The sequence below is a fragment of the Bacteroidales bacterium genome (assembly GCA_016707785.1).
Lineage (GTDB): Bacteria > Bacteroidota > Bacteroidia > Bacteroidales > UBA4417 > UBA4417.
Window position 1 is genome coordinate 51,131 of sequence record JADJGZ010000001.1, and the last position, 17,117, is coordinate 68,247.

The 17,117-nt window shown below is 39.9% G+C and carries 14 protein-coding genes; 6 read left to right on the forward strand and 8 right to left on the reverse strand.

Going from position 1 to position 17,117, the window contains the following annotated elements; genetic code table 11:
* On the reverse strand, positions 1-2,145 hold the full coding sequence (gene recQ, locus IPH84_00180; protein ID MBK7171656.1) for a DNA helicase RecQ: 2,145 nt from the start codon (positions 2,143-2,145) through the stop codon (positions 1-3).
* 406 nt (positions 2,146-2,551) lie between these two features.
* Here recQ and IPH84_00185 point away from each other — a divergent pair, with 406 nt between their 5' ends.
* Positions 2,552-5,089 (forward strand): prolyl oligopeptidase family serine peptidase, encoded by a 2,538-nt coding sequence (locus tag IPH84_00185; GenBank protein ID MBK7171657.1) that lies wholly within the window; start codon positions 2,552-2,554, stop codon positions 5,087-5,089.
* On the opposite strand, the gene IPH84_00190 is transcribed toward IPH84_00185, so the two are convergent.
* Both IPH84_00190 and IPH84_00195 read right to left on the reverse strand, forming a co-directional pair.
* Complete coding sequence (locus tag IPH84_00190) at positions 5,086-5,583, reverse strand: DUF2062 domain-containing protein (protein ID MBK7171658.1); 498 nt, start codon at positions 5,581-5,583, stop codon at positions 5,086-5,088. The genes IPH84_00185 and IPH84_00190 overlap by 4 nt on opposite strands.
* Before the next feature lie 109 nt (positions 5,584-5,692).
* Positions 5,693-9,250: an alpha-mannosidase gene (locus IPH84_00195; protein ID MBK7171659.1), complete on the reverse strand. Its 3,558-nt coding sequence runs from the start codon at positions 9,248-9,250 to the stop codon at positions 5,693-5,695.
* 141 nt (positions 9,251-9,391) lie between these two features.
* On the opposite strand from IPH84_00195, the gene IPH84_00200 reads away from it, so the two are divergent.
* Complete coding sequence (locus IPH84_00200) at positions 9,392-9,868, forward strand: hypothetical protein (protein MBK7171660.1); 477 nt, start codon at positions 9,392-9,394, stop codon at positions 9,866-9,868.
* A 265-nt stretch (positions 9,869-10,133) separates the two neighbouring features.
* Positions 10,134-12,371, forward strand: a complete 2,238-nt coding sequence (locus IPH84_00205) for a PKD domain-containing protein (GenBank protein ID MBK7171661.1) — start codon at positions 10,134-10,136, stop codon at positions 12,369-12,371.
* A gap of 138 nt (positions 12,372-12,509) precedes the next feature.
* On the opposite strand, the gene IPH84_00210 is transcribed toward IPH84_00205, so the two are convergent.
* The 4 genes from IPH84_00210 to IPH84_00225 form a co-directional block, all read right to left on the reverse strand.
* Complete coding sequence (locus tag IPH84_00210; GenBank protein MBK7171662.1) at positions 12,510-12,923, reverse strand: hypothetical protein; 414 nt, start codon at positions 12,921-12,923, stop codon at positions 12,510-12,512.
* Between the two features lie 82 nt (positions 12,924-13,005).
* A complete protein-coding gene (locus IPH84_00215) occupies positions 13,006-13,356 on the reverse strand; it encodes a sulfatase-like hydrolase/transferase (protein MBK7171663.1) in 351 nt (116 codons plus the stop codon).
* 109 nt (positions 13,357-13,465) lie between these two features.
* Entirely contained in the window at positions 13,466-13,696 is a 231-nt protein-coding gene (locus IPH84_00220; GenBank protein MBK7171664.1) for a hypothetical protein, read from the reverse strand.
* Between the two features lie 61 nt (positions 13,697-13,757).
* Entirely contained in the window at positions 13,758-14,219 is a 462-nt protein-coding gene (locus IPH84_00225) for a hypothetical protein (GenBank protein MBK7171665.1), read from the reverse strand.
* Between the two features lie 292 nt (positions 14,220-14,511).
* On the opposite strand from IPH84_00225, the gene IPH84_00230 reads away from it, so the two are divergent.
* From IPH84_00230 to IPH84_00240, 3 genes are all read left to right on the forward strand, one after another.
* A complete protein-coding gene (locus IPH84_00230) occupies positions 14,512-15,048 on the forward strand; it encodes a hypothetical protein (protein MBK7171666.1) in 537 nt (178 codons plus the stop codon).
* A gap of 113 nt (positions 15,049-15,161) precedes the next feature.
* On the forward strand, positions 15,162-16,013 hold the full coding sequence (locus tag IPH84_00235; GenBank protein MBK7171667.1) for a T9SS type A sorting domain-containing protein: 852 nt from the start codon (positions 15,162-15,164) through the stop codon (positions 16,011-16,013).
* Positions 16,014-16,081: 68 nt separating this feature from the next.
* Entirely contained in the window at positions 16,082-16,432 is a 351-nt protein-coding gene (locus IPH84_00240; protein ID MBK7171668.1) for a DUF1801 domain-containing protein, read from the forward strand.
* A gap of 51 nt (positions 16,433-16,483) precedes the next feature.
* Here IPH84_00240 and IPH84_00245 read toward each other — a convergent pair whose 3' ends face one another.
* Entirely contained in the window at positions 16,484-17,113 is a 630-nt protein-coding gene (locus IPH84_00245; protein ID MBK7171669.1) for an outer membrane lipoprotein carrier protein LolA, read from the reverse strand.
* Between the last annotated feature and the right edge of the window lie 4 nt (positions 17,114-17,117).

The following is a 17,117-nucleotide window of genomic DNA, read 5'->3' on the forward strand; positions in this document are numbered from 1 at the left end:
CTAAAATGATGCTTCTTCTTTTTGCTTTCTTCTTAATTCAGCCAATGCCATACGAATAGTGCCATAAGGTACTTCACCATTGAAAAATTCGAAGTACTCCTTTAGTGTAGTCGTCTGAACAATCTTTTTCTTGGCCTCCTCAACTTTTTGAAGTTCTTCCAGGCTAATGAATCTGAAGACATCGAGTTTGATTCCTTTCTCAATAATGGCAGCCAGGTGTGAAAAGATAGTTGTAGTGCTGAGCTGACGGGCTAAGGCTATTTCTTCAACAGTTAGACCTTTATTGAGCATTTCAAGGGTTTCCATGAAGGTAGCACCTTTGGCTTTTTTATGAGAACCTGCTGATTGATTGATAATTGAAAGAATTGATTCTCCGTATTTATCAGCTTTAACTGTACTTATTCCTGTGATGTCCATCAGCTGAATTTGGTTTCGTGGCTTCTCCTCAACCAATTCATTTAAGGTAGTGTCATTAAATATAATATAAGGTGGTACCTGCTCTTCCACAGCCAGGTTTCTTCTTAGTAATCGCAACCGGTCTCTCAATTGATCATCAGGTGAGACTTCCTCAGGTAGCTGAATATCAAAGGCTTTAAGAAAAGAGCGTCTCTTACCGATAGATTTTTCAATGATAGGTTTAGGTTGAACTAATTCGATGCTCTTCTTCCCAAATACAATGTCCTTCCCATAAGGAGTTACCTTAAAGTTAAAGTTATCATCATAGGCCATTTCAAATACTCCGAGGTTGAGCATCTGTAGTATATACGACTGCCAATCATAAAAGCTGATACTGGCTCCGACCCCATAAGTCTTGAGTTTATGGTAATTATTATCTAGTACTTCAGCTCTGCGGGAGCCTCTCAGAACATCTATCAGCATGTGGACTCCAACTTTCTCTTCTAATCGCAATAAAGCAGAAATCGCTTTTTGAGCTAAAGTCGTACCATCAATATGTTGCCTGGGTTCACGGCATACGTCGCAATTCCCACAGTTTTCTTCAAATGCTTCTCCGAAATAGGTGATCAGAATCCGGCGTCTGCATACATCAGCTTCTGCAAAATGTTGCATCCTTTGAAGCTTTTCAAGCTGTAACTCACGTTGCCCGCTTTCTTCAGCAAACTGCCTTAACATTATCAGATCCTGTGTGCTGTAATATAAAATGGTGGTTGCCGGTAACCCATCCCGACCTGATCTTCCAATCTCCTGGTAATAGCTTTCAATATTCTTGGGTAAATTGTTATGAATGACCCATCTCACATCAGGCTTATCAATTCCCAGTCCAAAAGCAATGGTTGCGCATATCACCTGCACCCGGTCATTAATAAAATCCTCCTGTACCTTCTTCCTGCTTTCATTATCCATCCCTGCATGGTAGTAAGCGCACACTATTCCTGTTTCCTGCACCAATGCAGAGACTTTCTCTGTTTCTTTACGACTCAGACAATAAATAATCCCTGATTGTCCGGAATGTTCACCAATGAAACGGATGATTTCCCTGTACTTATCCCGTGATGCAAGACCTGCCCTCACTGATAGGCTTAAGTTTGGCCTGTTGAAGGAAGCAATAAAAGTAGAAGGGTCGCTTAGCCCCAATTGTTTGATGATATCTTTTCTTGTTATTTTGTCAGCAGTGGCTGTAAGCGCCATAATCGGAACATCAGGAAATTTTTCCTTCAAGGTGATTAGCCTGGTATATTCCGGTCTGAAATCATGTCCCCAGGCTGAAATACAATGAGCTTCATCGATGGCAAACATCCCTACATTCAAATGGCTGATCATCGATAACTCATTCAAAGCCCTTTCGGGAGACATATAAAGAAGGTTCATCCTTCCTTCGTGGCAGGTATCAAGGATATTCCTTTCCTGGGTTGCTGAATGTGAACTATTGAGACTTGCTGCCTCGAATCCATTTGCCCTCAGGTTATCAACCTGGTCTTTCATCAGGGCAATGAGCGGTGAAATCACCACCACCAGTTTCCCCATAAGGAGTGAAGGTAGCTGGAAACAGAGTGATTTTCCTCCACCTGTAGGCATCACCAATACAACATCATTTCCATTCAGGCATTGCTGAATAGCTTCTAGCTGAAAAGGACGGAATTGCTCGTACCCGTAGTACTGTTTGAGTAATTGATAAGCTTCTTTCATAATAAAAGGATATGCAAACGTAACCAATAATTGAAAATTATCTGAATAATAATGAATACCGTTGCAAAGATAAGAACTTGAAAACTGATTGATATCATTGTTAATATCTTATAGACTGTTTAAATTTCTTTAGTTCTTAATTCTTTAGAATTCAGAATTCAGGAGTCAGAATTCAGAATTTATTGAATATCTGTCTATTTGTCGAAGAATGATTATTCCGTATATTCTGATTTCTGGATTAAAGAAACACAAGATGGTTATCAATAATTGAATTTTTAAACATACTCTTAAAGTATCAGATTCATATAAAAGGACGTAAAATTTTAAAAAAACATGTCTAACTTAGCAAGTAAGGTGGATGATGAACAACTCGCAAACCATGTTTCCTGCTTTAAAAAGTAATCTTATGAAATTGAATAGCTTCAAGTCACTCCTTTATTTTCTTTTCATTTTCCAATTCATGTTTCCTGCTTCATTTTTAAGGGCATCCGTAAAGGATACTCTGTTGATCAATGAAGGCCTGGCCCTCCCTATGGCCAGGGGGACAACGGAAACCATCCTTCTGACCAATACCATTGAAGCTGCCCTGGCATTAGGAACATGGTCAGTTCCTAAAGAAGGAGATGAAGTTTTGCAACAGGATGGGAAAAAATATGCATGGAGCAGGGTCAAAGCTGGGAGTCAGGGGTGGTTTAATTTTCCCACCCGGGGTGTAAATTACCTGTATACCACCTTGGAAATGGAGAAAGATACGGTGTTGATTATCAGTCTTCAGGGCAATGATATGGTATATATAAATGGAGCTGCGCGCACCGGGAATGTTTATGGAACCAGCGATTCCTACGCTGCCTGGGAAAAAGACTGGAATTTTGTTACCATACCGGTGAAACTCAAAAAAGGGAAAAATGAATTTATCTTCAGGGTATCCAGGGGAAAGATGAAAGCTAAATTATATGCGCCTTCCTCATTATGCCAACTTATTCCAAATGACCTTACACTTCCCGACTTTCTCATTGAAGAAGAACCTGCAATGCCTGGCGCCATTGAAATCATTAATTCAACAGCTTACCCCCGGACTGACCTGGTTTTGGAAGTGATAGATATGAATGGGAGTTGCCGGACTTCGACAATTCCTGTCATTCAGCCTTTTTCAGTCCGCAAATGTGCATTCCTGTTCCCCGAATATTTATATAAGGAGAAAGGTGAAGTTCCGGTTAAACTGCAGTTAAGCAGGAAAACAGGTAACAGGCTTGAATTACTGGATGAAGTGAGCATTCAATTAAGGGTAATGGACAAATCCGAAAATCATAAGGAGACATTTCTAAGTAAAATAGATGGAAGCGTACAATATTACAGCGTAAATCCTCCACGAAATTATGACTGGAAAAGCCCTACAGCCTTAATCTTTTCAGTACATGGTGCTTCTGTAGAGGCTATTAATCAGTCAGGATCCTATTATCCCAAAACCTGGGGCATGATTGTTTCACCAACAAACCGTCGCCCTTATGGGTATAACTGGGAAGACTGGGGGAGGATGGATGCACTTGAAGTGCTGGAGATTGCTACTTCAAAGTTTCCCATCGATAAGAGCAAAGTTTACTTAACCGGGCATTCCATGGGTGGACATGGTACATGGCATCTCGGAGCAATGTACCCTGACCGATTTGCTGCTATTGGGCCCAGCGCAGGATGGATCAGTTTCTGGAGCTACCGATTTAAAGATGTCAATCTCAATGATTCTACTCCTGTTAAAAAAATGATTCGCCGACCTACTTCCCCAAGTGAAACACCATTATTTGCTGAAAATTACAAGCAATTAGGGGTCTATGTGATTCATGGTGAGGATGATGATAATGTATTGATTGATCAGGCAAAAATGATGGTAAACAGGCTTGAAGAAATAGGTCATAAAGATTATCAGTTTCATTATCAGCCTAAGGCAGGGCATTGGTGGGATGAATCTGATGAGCCAGGTGCAGATTGTGTAGATTGGCCTCCAATGTTTGATTTTTTTACCCGACATACAATTCCTGCCAATGACCAGGTACTGAATATTGACTTCCTGACATCAAATCCCGGTGTTTCATCCAGAAATCACTGGTTATTGATTGATGCACAAACTGAACAGCTGTCAATGAGTGAAGCTCATCTTAAGGTGGAACCCGGCCAGGGGAAGTTTTCGGGTACAACCTCGAATATTGCGAGATTGGCATTGGATCTGGATATCGTCTCAGGTAAAGAAAAGATTTGGATTGAACTGGATAAGACCAAAGCTTTTGAAGTCATAGTGAAGCCGGGACAAAAACAATTATGGCTTGAATTGTCTAAAGGGAAATGGAATGTTGTCGGTGAACCTGACATGGCATTGAAAAATGCTAATCGGTATGGTACATTCAAAGATGTTTTCAAAAATAGAATGGTATTCGTATATGGAACCCGAGGGAATGCTGAAGAAAATACATGGGCTTTTGATAAAGCAAGGTATGATGCAGAACGGTTCTGGTACCAGGGGAATGGGTCTATCGAAGTAGTAGCAGATACCGATTTTGATACCCTGGCTTTTGCAGGCAGAAATATCATCCTATTTGGAAACCGGGACACCAACAAAGCCTGGGATCTGCTGCTCTATAACTCACCTGTGCAGGTTACAAAAGAATCTGTGAAAGTGAATGATGAAATCTATAAGGGAAATGACCTTGCATGCCTGTTTGTAAGGCCCAGGAATGGAGATGAAATTTCACTTGTCGGGGTAGTTTCAGGCACAGGCCTCACTGGTATGAGAATCTGCACACGTTTACCCTACCTAAGTCCGGGAATCGGCCTGCCGGATTGTACTGTTCTTAATGCCAGGGTTATGACTGGGGGTGAAGAGGGTGTGATTCTAACCGGATTTTTTGGCCTGGACTGGAGCGTTGAAAAGGGTGAATTTGCCGGGAAAAATTAAGTGCGACTAAGGACATCGGAAGATGATTGCTGTTTCTTTTTTCGCGAGTTCAGAAGAAAGCGGATCAGATAGTAGCATAGTAAACCAGCAGGTATAGCAAGCAACATCCAGGCAACTATTCCATAAATACTCAGGATTCCAAGAAAGCCGATCCCATGCAGGATGCCCTGGTCAAAAGCATTCAAAATTAAATGGAGTTGGATTTTATGATCCTGAGCCTGGAAGAGGATTGCTCCAAAGCGTATCAAAGGCAAAATCAGTATAAGCTGAACCGGTGCCAGTACCCAGTTCAGGGATTGTATAATTGCAAGATTCTGTCTGAAAAGTGCAGCAAACAAAACACCTAGTAAAGTTGTGGTTCCAATAATTGGAAAACAACCCACCAGTATCCCAATAGTCAATGAAAAGGCAAGTTTTTCATTTGAAAAACCTTTGGCTGGCAATACTCTTAGTGGAAGTAGTATTTTATGATATATCGAATCTAAAAACTTCATTGGATGGTCATCTGCCCTTATATACTACTGCATAAATAACTGATTCCCAGCGTTAAATCATGATATGGTTTCAATAGGAGGGAACCTGGATCCATGAAACCTTAAATTCTTATTCCACAATAAAGGTCTCAATTCCATAGGCTCCGATTGGAAATATTACGGATCCTTCTTTGGGAAGCAATTCCTTTGCAGGGAATTCAAGCAAATTTGCGTGATGTGCTTTTTTCAGTGGGAGAAATCCTTTGAAATTAAGCTCGGTGGGTTCAGGTGAAATGTTGTAAACCCTGAAAGTAGTACCCTTCCCATCTTCCTGCTGTTTCACAGTAGAAAGTATTAAGTCGGGTGATTGGGTGGAGAAAAAGCTAAGCTCTTCAGGCAGTGATGCCATAGAAAAGGAATTAGGATCGGTTACTACATATAGGTTTTCATTCGCTTGCTGTGCATTCCGGAATCCGTTTATCCAGCCGGGAGCATGTGTGAACAAGGAGAAACTGAAATGATGGTCACCTGTTTGCAGGTATTCATTTCCTTCTTCATGACAGCTCCGCCTTGAGGATAATAATATAGGCTGAAGAATGAGTTTTTTTGAATCTGGATTGCTTGGATCAATATAATCTACAACTGCTACACTGGAACTTAAACTGGCTCCCCATTGGCTATTGCTGGCACTTATCCAGTTACCAATTCCTCTTGGATGAATTTCACTGCATTTTGTTGTATATCGCTCTCCCGCAGCTCCGTCGAATTCATCAAGCCCAACATTCAGAACTCCAAAAGGTACTTCGTAACTCAATTGATTTTCCTGCATTTTCAATGGGAATGCTATTCTATACTCCCGGTACAATATTCCTTCATAATTTAAGAGTGATAGGTTAATATCGATGCGTTTTATTTGATGATAAAACCTGAGGGATTGCTCAATCATAGCATTTTGAATCGGTTGCCTGAGTCTGAATTCAGTATAGACATCACCATTTTCCATACAAACCCATTGAGATGGATAGTTGGATGCCTTATCAAGACCTTGCATATCCACTTGCTGAATATCTGCAAATTCCCCCGCACCGGTTCCTTCTGAATGAAGTGTGAAAACTTCGGCACCCTTAAAAGTTGTAGTATCCAGAATTTCCTGCTTCAACACTTTATCATAGAGAGAAGCGATTCCACCTGCGGTTAATTTCACTGAGTAAAATTCATTCTCAAAGGTACCTGTATGCTTGTTTTGATCGATGGATGATTTCTTATCTGAAGCTCTGAGATAATAGGTTTTATAGCCTATAGAGGGTACTTTTTCAGCCACAAAACATAGTTTTGCAGATCGGATAGAACCATCACTATATTGTTTTATATCACTTAATTGACAGGGTTTTATATTTCCGGATGCATCCTGAACTTCAAGCTGCCAGGCATACGCCGGATCCAGGGAAACCGGGACAAAAACCGGGTCAGAGCGTTCCCAGCTCACACTATTAAAGACGACTAAGGGTATCATTGAATTTCTTTTCAATACTATCCTTGAAGCGATGTCCTTAAGATTTGAAAACAGTATTTCTTCAGCAAGATTCCTGGCATGATAATACTTTTCCTGGAAGAGGGCATCCGTAATGTCGCCATGTTTACCACCCCAGCCATGATCAGGGTAAATGCGTGATTCCCATGCTTCATTGAGCTTATCCACCGGGTAATTTCTGAAGGACTGATTTGTCCAGGCATTCGCTGTTGCAAATTTTTCAGCAGCAGTCAATAGGATGTCCGCCTCCCGGCTGGCTTTAATGGCTTTCTGATGGGTGGGTCCATGAATATAAAGCCATACTGCCGGTCTTTCTCCTTGATGTTTAGGAATGATCGATGCATTGTTGCTGAATTCATTGATGAAATCCGGTGTCAGTGCAAGTTTAATCTTCGGTAATTCAATAGGTATATAATTGCCCTTTTCATCCTGTATTTCCGTGATCTGATTCCAGTCCCTGATTAAATGGCTATAGTCTTTGGCAGGACTCATATCCCAATCAGAAAACAAAGGAATGACAGGATTATCGGCATTGGGTTCATAGTATCCTTTCCAGCTCATTGAGTTTTTAGCAATGTACTCAGCTGCTTCATAAAAATTTCTTTGCAGTGGGGTGAAATCTGTTCCATAATGACCTGCTGAATAGGTGGTTACAAATGAGCCATCCGGGCTATACCATTTGAATATTCCTTTTTCCATGCGGCTGAGGGCCAGGAAATTCGTTCCCGATTTTTGTAGAATTTGTGGCATCTGCAAGGTCCGACCCGGTACATCCTGGTTCCAGTAAGTGTTGGCAGTATAGCCGAATTCCTTCTTTAGCCACCGTGCTCCAAAATAAAACTGCCTGCTAAGGGCTTCACCTGAAAGAATCTCTTCATAAGGTTGGGTATAACTTGAGCCACAAGATAAATTCCCGCTTTTTAGCAGGCTTGCGACTAGACTTTTTCTTTCAGGATGCCTGGTGATATACTCCTTAAGCATCAATGCATCTTCGATATCAAACCTGTATTCAGGGTCTGTTTGTGCTTTATCAAAAAGAGGTGTGAGTAACATTGTATCCCTCAGAAGTATGCATTTTTCAGGAGAATCCATCCATGCAATGTCCTGGTGGCTCGAATTCATGAGGTAAATGGTTCCTTTTGCAAGACCTGAACCTGCAAGTGCTTTTAACGAACTCACTGTTTTCGGCTTATACGTCCTTATCGCATGGATTTCGTATGAGTTCTCTCCTTTTATTACATCAGCCTGTAATAATGCCTTATAGGTGAGCCTCGTGGATTTTCCTTCTGCATCAATGGATGGTAAACTCAGGATTTCACCATACTCATCGGAAATTGCAACTGATGCTCCAACGGGAATAGCTTTCTTTAATGATAGTCTGCAGATTTGATTCCCTGATTCATCAGTCACATTCAGCAGGTAGGATTTCTTATTGATTTTCACAGAAACGGTTTTCCCTGCATATGTTTTAGGAAGCTGCACCTGGAGTTGAGGACTGGATTTCGCCCCGCTGATCAATAGTTTAGCCCAGGAATTATAACGCACAGATTCCTGTAAATAGGAGAAGGCATCAAGTGCTTTATAGATGATGATCCAGCTATTGCTTCCTGATGCTGATCCTACTATTTTAATATCGAGAGGTTTTCCTGGACTTAACCAGCTATTTGGTGCCCAGAGTGACATATATCCATGAGCATCAGAGTGTTGATCCATTTCAACAGTGATAAAGGCAAGGATGCCTCCATCTTCCGACTCCAGTTCAAATTTCTCCCTGTTTCCTGTGGGGATGATAAAACGCTTGACTCCATTGATATAAACATCAAATGTGGCGGAAGCATCAGTCATATCTATAGCAGCAATCCACACGAAACCTGAGCCTTTCTTTCCTGGTTCTACATTCACTTCTGAAGTTTGCCATTCAATAGCCATAGAGCCATCGTTGCAGCGGGTAAGCAAAGCATCTGTAAGATCATTCCGGAAACTATGATAACTGAAATCATTGCCTGGCAAACTTCTGACAAATCCTTCTTGATATTCCCTGGTTTTTATGGCAAAATCTGTCAGTGCCATGGAACGGTTGTTTTCTTGAGCCTTTCCTGTAATTCCTGATAGCTGCAGGAATATTATCACCAGATAATAAAGCCTTTTATGAATCATACCTTTAGTTTGAAGTTGGGAATTATTGTAAATCCAGTCAAATTGAACCCGATTTTGCAATCCTTACAAAAATAAGCAAATAGCATATCAGCCTTCATTGTCAATTCTTATTACTTTTAACTACCTCTTTAGTTAAAAATAATGGAAGTAGCAGGAATTAATGAACTTAAACGATCTCTGGGAACCTTGAAAAGCAAGGAATTAGTAGAGATATGCAGCCGATTGGCCCGATACAAAAAGGAAAATAAAGAGTTAATAAGCTATCTCCTTTTTTACAATGGGGATGAAAATGGTTTTATACAGGCTGTAAAGAATGAGATTCATCAAGGGTTTGAGAATATTAATAGCAATAATGCTTACTTTTTCCTCAAAGGATGCAGGAAAATCCTGAAAGTCACTAATAAATACTGCCGTTTTTCAGGTAAAAAAGAAACAGAGGTTGATTTATTGATGTATTATTTGAAAACTCTGAAGGAAACGGCTTACTCTTTTGATTCATCAGTGACACTTGGGAAATTTAAGGAACGGCAGGTGCTGAAAGTAAGAAAGGTGATTGCAAATTTGCATGAAGACCTGCAGTTTGATTATAATTTGGAATTAAATAATATTGAGTCATAATGGTATTTACCCTGGTTGTTGATAAAAACTGGTAGTAGTTATTAACAGTCTATTGCGTTTCGCTGCATAGTTAAATAATTTTGATTCTTCTATTATTAACATTAATTATTACAGTTTTCATCAGAGTACCTCATTCCTGTTTTACAAATTGATTCAGGACATTTAGAAATAAGAATTGTGTCAACCAGGCAATTTTATTGCCCAAGGTTTGGACTTCCATTTTAGTTTATCGTATTCATTATTAACTATTTAATTTTTTACTATCATGAGAAATTTACTTTTCATCTTCCTGTTTATTCAATTATCAATTCCCTGTCTTTACAGTCAGTTACCATGGTCGCAATTGGATTCATTCATTGTAAAAAGGCATAATCAAGCAAATAATCAAGTGGTTGAGATAGAAGTCCCGGGAGTTCTGCCGCTTCTTTTCAGGATGCCTGTTGCGACCATAAGCCCAACCGCAGTGTTGCTTGATGATGTCCCTGCTTACAGTTGGTCTTTTGGCTGTGCAAATACTGTGGGGGCAATGGCTGCCGGATATTACGATAATCATGGGTATCCCGGGTTATATACAGGGATTTCAAATGAAGGCCTCATGCCTCTGGATAACATCCTTTGGGGCACAGTGAATATCAATGGAGAAATCAGGAACCAATGTCCTCTGAGCGCTACTATGTTGGGACTGGATGAAAGGCAGTCTTATGGCCATGTAGATGATTTCTGGTACCAATACCATCATTACGGACCTGATCCTTATATCAGTCTTAACCGGAACCGACATACAGATGAAGATTGTACAGGGGATTTTATGGGTTCCAACCAGTCGGCTTTTAGCAATGCTGATGGAAATACAAGATTCTTTTTTCTTCCGGATGGTGCCCCTTTATATGACTATACCGGGAATGAGCCGAATCAACGGGATGGTTGTCATGGCCTGCGCCTGTTCTATGAGTCAAAGGAATGTATGCTCATCGAAAACTATACACAATTGGTTGCCGGGATGTATGGCAATGAAACTGGTTTTACCTTCAATCAGTTCATGGAAGAGATTGATAACGGAAGGCCGGTGTTAATTCAATTAGCAGGTCATTGTGTACTTGGCTTTGGTTATGACCAGACGGGACAATACATTTACCTGCATGATACATGGGATTATTCTGTTCATTCAATGGTTTGGGGTCAGAACTATGCCGGCATGCTCCACTGGGGTGTAACCGTGCTCCGGCTGGTTGCAGATTATGAACCCCCATTGGCTGATTTTACAGCCTCTTCATTGAGCATTTGTGCCGGGGAAATGGTTCAATTCCAGGATTATTCGCTTTATTCTCCAGAAAGTTGGGACTGGAGCTTTGAAGGTGCTCAAAATCAAACCTCAGGTGAACAACATCCCAATGTAATCTATCCTGAACCTGGCGTATTTTCTGTAAGTCTCACCGTTACAAATGCGTATGGGTATGATTCGAAAATAATCCATTCACTGATTAATGTAGGCGAACCTTGTTACTGCCTGGTAAATGGAAATGGTGAAGTATTTATTGAGGAGATGCGATTTGGGAATATTATCAGTTTGACAAATTACAGCCAGGGTGGCTATTCAATGATTGAAAATCTGAGTACGATGGTGTATGCAGGCCTACGCTATCCAATCTTAGTGCGGGTTTCGTCTGAAACACCTGGTATCAGCAAATGTGGGGTTTGGTTGGACTGGAACAGGGATATGTATTTTGAAGAGAATGAGTTAATAGTCTTAGATAGGGCAGGAGCGGGTTTATATACAGGCATTGTCCTGGTACCTCTCAATTCTGTTACAGGAAGGTCTCGTATAAGGGTCCAGGTAAATAATGACTCCTTTTTCTGTGCTTGTGGTGTATGCAGCGGTGAAACAGAGGATTATGCATTCATGATTGCTGATGTTCAATTATCTAAACAGATGATAGTCAAAGTCTTTCCTGAAGGATTATTTCAACACGGACCGGGTTTATTATCAACAGCAAAAACTGAATTGGGAAATGTTTTTCCGGACGATATTGTGGATGTAGTTTCAATAGAATTGACCGAGGCTTATGCTCCTTTTACAAAAGTATTTTCTTCTCATAATTTGGCATTAAACAACCAGGGATTGGTTCTTATGAGGCTGCCTTCATCTTTTAATAGTGCTTACTATCTGATTATCCGCCACAGAAATAGTGTTGCCATATGGTCGGCAACCGCCATCGTAATGGAAGGGAATAACCTTTATGTCGATTTTACCACATCTATAACAAGTGTTTATGGACAGAATCTTTTAAGTGATGGGGTGCATGCTTTGATCTATTCGGGAGATATCAACCAGGATGGTTATGTTGATGTTAATGATATCTTAAATGTTGAATCTTGTGCTTCGGCATTTCAAAAGGGCTTTTTGACTGAAGATATAAATGGTGATGGACTCATCGATGCTGAAGACCTGATTATTGTTGATAACAATTCGGCCCGGCATATTGTGGTTCAGGGCCCTGATTGATAAATGCGATGAAGGGGCAGGTTAAAAGGCTTAGGATTTTTCTATGAATAACACCTATAGAAAATGAGATTCTATATACATGTTTTGGATAATGATGTGGCTATGCACTATAGAAGGCTGGTTGAACCGATGCTTGTTTCAGTATCCTTCCGGCTTAAAAAAATCAGTATACAGCAATTGGAGATAGGCTTTGGATTGCTGCTGTAATTCGGAACCTGTAACTTCAGTTGAATGTGTAAATGAATTGGTTACAAGGTTATAAATCAGGAAGTCATTGGCAGTTAGATAACCAAAGCCTTCATTAAAGGTGTAAAAAGCGAATGGATTAGGCTTCTTACTCAATATATTCTTACTGAAGATAAATTCCTTGCTTTCTAAGTTTAGCTGACTGAGTAAAGTTGCTACAAGATCAGTCTGCGATGAGATAGTGTGAATGACAGTGTCACTTTTTGATAAAGCTCCCCCGCACCAGATCATTGGTATATGCTGTCTGAAGAAATCTTCAGAACCTGAATTTCCAGGGATTTTTGTACCATGATCAGCAATGATCACTACCAGTGTATTATTCCACCAGGTTCGTTGCTTTGCTTCCTGATAAAGTTTCCGATCGCCATATCCGTATAATGGAGAGAGCTCAGGAATTTGACTCCATATCAGTTCCCTTCATCAAAGGTTCAACAGGGATATCAAAAGGCTCATGACTTGTTAATGTAAGAATGGTCTTAAAAAAGGATGTTTCTTCTGAAGGTGTTTCTTTCAGAAATCGATCAAAAACGATGTGATCCCAGGCTCCCCATTTCGAAGAGAGCTGATCGGTTCTGAAATCCGGTTCTGAGATAAAATGTTCAAATCCTGCCTGGATCAAGAATGACCTGTAGTTGGCAAAATCAAGGGTTCCACCGTAAATAAATGAAGAAGTATATCCAGCTTTTTTGAGAATTTTAGGTAAAAAGCTGATGTTTTCAGTTAATTTCTGGTATTTCAATGGTGAAGATCCGGGTAGTGAAGGGATAGGCCGCTAGTACAGCTGCAATACCTTTATCGGTGCGATCTGCACTTGCAAATACTTTGTCAAAAAAGTATCCCTTCTTTGGCTATGCTATCCAGGTTTGGGGTAATCCTTTTATCTTTCCGGTTACTCCAACGGCTTTAGCAGTAAGACTTTCAACAATAATGAAAATGATATTTGGCCGATCAGTTTTTAAAACTGGTATAATACCTTCACCTTGATCTAACATCGGTTTTACCAGTTCATTCATCCTCGATTTCTCAAAATAAATGTATCTCTTCTCAAGATCTTTGGATTCAGTGATAGAAAAGGCCACATTCCAGACTGGGTTAATTGCAGCATGGTTGGCAAACTGGTTACTTGAAAAATAAGCCGAGCTAATGGTGAGGAGGACACTCCAATTCCACCCTGATTGGAATGAATAATGCCATTAATAAAAAGGGGGAGATGAAAAGAGATAACTTGTCTTTACTCAGTGACCGAATCTTGTGAATAAAGAGCATCATATAAAGTTTATATACCACAAATGCAAGAACCCCAACAGCAAGAAGTCCCAAAAACCACGTCCAGAAACCGGCAGATGCAGTCATAGCTTTCAGATTGCCCATGTAAAACAAAGGGGTGGCATCCAGTCTGAATCCCCAGTACGAATAAAGTGAAATATCTACCACCAGCAGCAGACGAATAATGATTGAAACAATTGCCTGGTATACTCTGAAGAAGGGTACCATATACCCGGGCCCTGTTAAAGAGCTGAAAAAAAGCAAGAGTCCCGGGAATATAGCAATGTAGGAGGACATAGAGAGGTCCAACAGAAATCCATACCTGATCGTATTCAAGGCATCCGGGAAAGTGAATCCAGCCTGGGAAGGTGCCTGAATCAGGAGGAATGCTATTCTTCCCAGTACAAAAACAGATACCAGAATACAATTGAACCAACAAGTACGATTATACGGTTCTTCATCAACAATTCAAATTTCAGTCTGCAAAAGTCCTCAAAAAATTGATACCAACCATTAAGGAAAGTATGCTTCTAAATTCTGACAATCATGGAATAAGAAAAGAGGATTTTGATAAATTTGATGGATTGTAAATATGTTTGCCACATCTGGCTTTTAGACTTATTCATGTATGGAAAATGATGAGTTGCACGCCCTGCTCATGCTGGAAAATTCCCGGGCTAATACGGATTTTGTAGGAAACATTGTTAAGAAGAAGCCTGAGTTAATTCATGCCTTATGGGAGATTTACCTCTCTGATCGAGGCCCCTTGTCCCGCAGAGCTGCCTGGATCATTGATACTGCAAGTGAAAATGAGCCATCCTGGGTTGAACCCTACCTGGAAACTTTGATCGACCTATTGCCAACGTTCGGTCACGACGGAATGAAACGCCACGGATTAAGGATGATTTCAAGAAACCCATTGCCTGAAAACAGGTTGGGTGAACTGACCAATCTTTCTTTTGAATGGCTATTGTCAAAATCCGAAGCCGTTGCAGCCAAGATGTATTATATGCTGATCTTATTTGAGGTTTCCAAGCAAATGCCTCAAATAAGCAATGAATTGATTGATACCATTGAATTTCAAATGTCAGAAGGAAGTCCGGGGTTTAAAAGTATCGGGAAAAAGATTTTGAAACAGTTGTATAAAAATGATTTAGAAATTTAGAAATTTGGAAATGTGAGAATATTGAAGATTTTTATTAAGTAAGATTTAAATCTCAAAAGTGAAGTTTTTTAACTTTGTTAGTATATAGAATTCAAATATCAAATAATCTGCTTATGAAAAAGAATATCATGTTTATTTTCTTTATGCATGCGATAGTTTCAGCCTCATCCCAGGTTGTTTTCCATGATGAAATCCCGGACAAATATATGATTGTAACAGAGAATGGAACCAGTGCAAAAGATAGCATTCAGCTTAGACTGAATAATGACAGCATTGATGATCTGAAATTAATTCTGTCATATTCCTATGCCTATGTCTCACCTCATACAAATGAATCATTCGAAGCCAGGTTTCCACTGTTCAATTCACAAACCGAGTTTGTCAGATCAGAGAATTATCCATGTAGTATTGCCGGTTTACATGAAGGCGATACAATTTCCAGCAACTTAAACTGGACTTATAGTGGTTCTTTATTGATTTATGATCCTGTGTATCATATGCATTGTTACCCATCATTATATGCGGGATTCAGATTAATGGATAATGGAGTGTATACCTATGGCTGGCTCAAACTCAAGTTTGACATTACTTTGATGGATGCCTGGGGGGATAGCTATGCTGAAGCTTTTATTGACTCATGGGCATATAATTCAACTCCAGGATTCGGATTAGTGACAGGAGATACGATTACTAGTATTGAATACTATGAGAGCATTGATCCGGAGATTTCTGAATCAAAGAGTATTAAGCTAAAAGTTGTTAATAAAGAGTTGATTGTGACATCTTCTGAATTAATTGAAAGTGTGCAGGTTTACGATTTTTCAGGTAAAATGAAGTTTGAATCTGAAAGTCAATTAACATCTTATTGTTCAATTAATTGTGCGAAGTTACCCCCTGGTTATTATATCGCAAAAGTAAGAGGTACGAATTTTATTTGTGCCAGAAAGTTCATTATTTTGCAATAGCAGAATTTGGGTTCAATCAAGATTCTTGCTTCAGAACTTCTATACACATTGCTTATAAATCAGTACTTATGGATGAAGTAGGAAATTACATTCTTCAATTCCCTGAAAATGTGCAGGAAATATTAAATAAACTAAGGAAACTGATCAAAGAAATTGCTCCGGAAGCTGTTGAATCCATGGCTTATGGAATGCCTGCCTACAAATTGAATAAAAAGCCATTGGTTTACTATGCCGCTTACCCAAAGCATCTGGGTTTTTATGCTACCCCAACCGGGCATGCTAAATTTATGGTCGAGCTTTCAAAATTTAAACAAGGTAAAGGATCTGTGCAACCCTTGGACCAGCCTGTTCCTTTTGACCTGATTGAACGGATCGTGAAATTCAGGGTGGAAGAAAACAAGTCAAAGACCGGGAAATAAAAAAAGGAATCCCACCGGAATTCCTTTCTCAACAGTCTCTTTCTACGTTGATTACCGCATATCATCAATGGTAACCCCGGGATGATCGGCTTTATTGAAAGTAAATTCCTTGTCATTTATGGGTTGATCGGTGACGAATTTATTCACCAGGTAAGTAAATACACTCCCCCCTTTATCATGAATGACAAACTGCTGAATTTGTTTTTTCGTTTTGTCAATCGAAAGTTTCACCTTAATAAATGATTTTCCTTTTGCAAGAGGATAAAGTTCAATAATCTGGGTATTCCCTTTCTCTTCAATAAACTTCGATTTGTATTCCTTTGAATAATTGCTTAATAACTTCGTTGGGGTAAAGGAATCATCATCCACTCCTGCATTGTTGATTTGAACTTCGTTGGCATCTTTAAGGTAAGTCCACACTGTTTTTCCGTCAGATATCACTTCCTGCCTGGCAACCAACAGTTTGTATTTATCTCCTTTGGATTTTAGGGTTCCATTGAATTTATCATTGATTTTCTCCTTCTTATTCTCCATGGTGTAGGTGAAATCAATCAGAACGGTTTTGTAAGCCTTCGTTTTCGCGGAAACTTCATTCAGGATGGTAGTGGCTTTTGTGTCACCCTGGGCATAACTTCCGATGGCTATTGCCAGGAGTATTGAAATGATGATGGATTTCTTCATTTAT